We start from the raw sequence: 2,989 nt of genomic DNA, 5'->3' as shown, positions 1-2,989 counted from the left end.
GCTCATCCCGGCCCTGCTCAACGCATCGCAACCATGATCAACTGACTTTGCTTTAGCTCTGCCCTGCCTCCGATGCCGTGCCGGCACCGAAATCACTACCCTTCCCGCTTTGCTCCTTCTCCCCCATACCCGAACCATAGGCATGGCCTAACCTACCCAGGATCACTTCTACCTGAAGATGTGATCGCAGAGCAGGCTGGTGCAGTAGTTGTGACCGTGGCGTCGGATCTGGCGAGTTCTCGCCTTCGTGTGCTGCACTGGCCGGCATGAGACATCGCTCGGCCTGGATGCTCAGCTCGCTCGTCCTGGTGCTCGCTCTGGTAGGTGGCATCACCGGGTGGCGGTGGTGGCACCATCGGTCGCCGTACGGGCCGGAGATCCTGAAGCCGGCTGCGACGCTGCGGCTGGTCGACCAGGCAACTGCGGACGCCGCCTTCGACGGTCAACAGCTGGTAGTTCCATCCGACGGCGCCCAAGTCTTCCTCGGCCAGGTCAGGTGGACGCCGCCACCGCAGGCGAAACCCGGCGCGATGCTGATCATCGCGGTGCTCGACAAACGGACCCGCACCCTGCCCGGGATCATCTCCACCAGGTTGAATAGACCGGACCAGGTCGGATCAGGCTCCGACGGCGTCCTCGACGCTGTCGAACAGCGCTACCCCTGGCTGCAGGGTGTCGGTGCGCGTGAGGTCAACGGTGGCTTCCACTCCTCCGGCAGCGTCGTCGTGGTCACGTCGGTCGACGCCACACCGGTCACGTACTCCTTCGTCCTGCACCCGGCACATCCGGAGACCCCGCCGGAGTTCGCGATCGCGTCCGCTCCCGCCGCCGTCGAGGACCTGATGGTCGCCCTAGTCAGCGTCGGCCCCGACCGGCAGATCTACTGGGCCGAGCGGCTACTGAACTGACCAGCCGCCTGAAGTGCCATCACCTTCCGTAGCCTGAAGTTGACGCACTCCGATAGGCTCCGACCATGTAGGAGAGTGACCGCCGTAGCCGGGCTCGTCGCAGGACCGACGTCGGGGAGGAACTGGTGGTTAGCATCCAGGAAGTCAAGGCCGGTCTCGCCCAGGCCGCAGAGCACGGCAACACGAGCCGGCAGCAGCTCATGGCGGCGGTGAGGACCCTGGACAACATGCTCAGCCAGCTCCACGCTGTTTCGGCCGGCACCGGGCATCACCTGGTGAGCGAGGCAATCGGCCGCTGCGAGCAGGCCAAGCGGCAGTTGGAGGAGTCCGCCGGCCTCATCCACCAAGCGGGCGAGTCGACCCGCCGGTACGCCGGTATCCTCGGGTAGCGGCGATGAGCGTCAACGAGGTCAAGAGCCGGCTACGCGAGGGGACCGAGGCGCTGCGGTCGGCAGCTGACACCATCCATTCCGTACGGGAGACCGTCCGGTCCTGTCATCTCGCCGCCATCGCGGTCCTCACCGACAGCCAGCACTCCCACGTCACCACCGCACTCCACCGGCTACGCGAAGCCGACCACGAAGGCGAGCTGGCGCTCAACAGGATCGACGGCTGCACTGACAGCGCCGAAAGGTACTCGAAGGCTCTCGGGTGAGCAGCGGCAGCGTCGGCGACGTCATTGCGGTGCTACGGAAGATTCTCGACGACCTCGATGGCGCGGCAGTCGCGGCAAAGACCGCACAGAAGTCGTCCGCGGCCGGTGCGCGGCACTACCAGACCGCGACCGAGGGCGCTGACAGCTCTCACGCCACCGCAGCGCGCACGCAGGCCAGCGAGGCCGCCGCGAAGTCCGGCAAGATCGCCCGGCTCATCGCCGAAGCAGCAGCCGAGATTTCCCACTACGCCAACCGCGTCGCCCCGGGCTCCGTCCCGACCCGTACCTCCGCCACCGGAGGCATGCCGTCTGGCGAGGCGTTGGCCAGACCTGGCCACAAGAAGGGTTCGCTGGCTGCCAAGGCACTCGGCCGCGTCGGCCAGGTGCGCAGCTCGGACGACGGGTTGCAGCACTTCGGCAAGTTGGGCGGAATTCTCCAGGACGCCGCAAAGGGCTCCGGCGGGACAGCGGTCAGCAAGACGCCGGATTTTTCTTTCCGGCCGACTCACCAGCCAAGTGCGCCCGTCGGTGATGGGCTGCTCGCCGCGCTGGCAGTGGCCATCGTCGGAGCGAAGGGCGTAGAGCTGATGTCTCGCATGCGCAGGCGGACAAGAAACGACGACACCAAGGAAAAAGGATAGAAAATGGAAGAGGAAACCAAATTCCTTCGCGCCCTGCTTCGCCAGGACTGGGAAACCTACGACTCGTTCACCGAAAAGTTCCAGAGCGAGGGCAAGGGCACGCCTGTTGCCATCATCGGTTACAGCTTCTTCGTCGCCGTTCAGCGACGATTCGCCGAGAACAAAGACGCCCGCGAGATTATCCGATTCGTAGCGGATGCGCGAGCCCGACTGCTAGAAGGACGAGAGCTTCCCGCCAAGGAGGGCGAAGCCCTGATCTACGCCATGCTGGACATGGACATGCCCGGCGTCGAGGAGATCGTCGAAGACCTAGACGTCGGCGTGATGGCCGAGATTCAGGGACAGCTCCTGTTCCGGCTGGTCGAAGATGCGGAGCTGACGGACGAGCAACTGGACGAACTTCTCCTCGAAGCCGAGGCACTACTCCACGAGAACCACCCTGTCGAGTAGCCGCCAGAACGGCCGGCGCGGCCGGCGCCTCGACGTGGCCAGGACACCCATGACGGCGATCACCGTCAGTACGGTGGGCAGGCCCACCGCGACCAGCAGCAGGGACGGGGGAGCCGATACCCCGGGCACGATGTAGAGCCGGGCCAGGAAGCCGCCCGGGACGAGGAACGCGGCCAGCACCGTGATGGTGACGACGAGGCGACGTGGTCGCGCGGGCGGCCGTCTGGTCACGGCCGGACGGGTCGACGCCGACCAGACCACAATGCCGACAACGAGTGTCAAGGGTCAGGACGAAGTCCTGTCCGATGGTCTTTGAAGCTCCTCGTGGGCGGACA

The 2,989-nt window shown here is 65.7% G+C and carries 6 protein-coding genes; 5 read left to right on the top strand and 1 reads right to left on the bottom strand.

Features of this window, described 5'->3' with window-relative positions; translation table 11 throughout:
- Nucleotides 1–266 precede the first annotated feature (266 nt).
- The 5 genes from ACFHWU_RS28840 (at nt 267) to ACFHWU_RS28820 (ending at nt 2,654) form a co-directional block, all read left to right on the top strand.
- Nucleotides 267–908, top strand: coding sequence for a hypothetical protein (locus ACFHWU_RS28840; protein WP_416592253.1), 642 nt, complete (start codon nt 267–269; stop codon nt 906–908).
- Nucleotides 909–1,033: 125 nt separating this feature from the next.
- Nucleotides 1,034–1,297, top strand: a complete 264-nt coding sequence (locus ACFHWU_RS28835; RefSeq protein WP_416592252.1) for a hypothetical protein — start codon at nt 1,034–1,036, stop codon at nt 1,295–1,297.
- Nucleotides 1,298–1,302: 5 nt separating this feature from the next.
- On the top strand, nt 1,303–1,563 hold the full coding sequence (locus ACFHWU_RS28830; RefSeq protein WP_416555277.1) for a hypothetical protein: 261 nt from the start codon (nt 1,303–1,305) through the stop codon (nt 1,561–1,563).
- Nucleotides 1,560–2,204 (top strand): hypothetical protein, encoded by a 645-nt coding sequence (locus tag ACFHWU_RS28825; protein ID WP_416555275.1) that lies wholly within the window; start codon nt 1,560–1,562, stop codon nt 2,202–2,204. Before ACFHWU_RS28830 ends, ACFHWU_RS28825 begins: the two co-directional genes overlap by 4 nt.
- 3 nt (nt 2,205–2,207) lie before the next feature.
- The gene (locus ACFHWU_RS28820; RefSeq protein ID WP_416555274.1) at nt 2,208–2,654 is read left to right on the top strand and encodes a hypothetical protein; all 447 of its coding nucleotides are present in this window, start codon (nt 2,208–2,210) and stop codon (nt 2,652–2,654) included.
- Here the strand turns inward: ACFHWU_RS28820 and ACFHWU_RS28815 are convergent.
- Complete coding sequence (locus ACFHWU_RS28815) at nt 2,625–2,885, bottom strand: hypothetical protein (protein WP_416592251.1); 261 nt, start codon at nt 2,883–2,885, stop codon at nt 2,625–2,627. The genes ACFHWU_RS28820 and ACFHWU_RS28815 overlap by 30 nt on opposite strands.
- Between the last annotated feature and the right edge of the window lie 104 nt (nt 2,886–2,989).

The sequence above is a fragment of the Micromonospora sp. LOL_015 genome (genome assembly GCF_048060275.1).
GTDB lineage: Bacteria > Actinomycetota > Actinomycetes > Mycobacteriales > Micromonosporaceae > Micromonospora_E.
The sequence above is the reverse complement of the archived record's forward strand: the minus strand, read 5'-3'. Positions and strand labels throughout refer to the sequence as shown.

Excerpts from the sequence above, each read along its gene's own strand:
- ACFHWU_RS28840 (WP_416592253.1), top strand. The coding sequence starts at position 267 with ATGAGACATCGCTCGGCCTGGATGCTCAGCTCGCTCGTCCTGGTGCTC.
- ACFHWU_RS28820 (WP_416555274.1), top strand. The coding sequence starts at position 2,208 with ATGGAAGAGGAAACCAAATTCCTTCGCGCCCTGCTTCGCCAGGACTGG.
- ACFHWU_RS28830 (WP_416555277.1), top strand. The coding sequence starts at position 1,303 with ATGAGCGTCAACGAGGTCAAGAGCCGGCTACGCGAGGGGACCGAGGCG.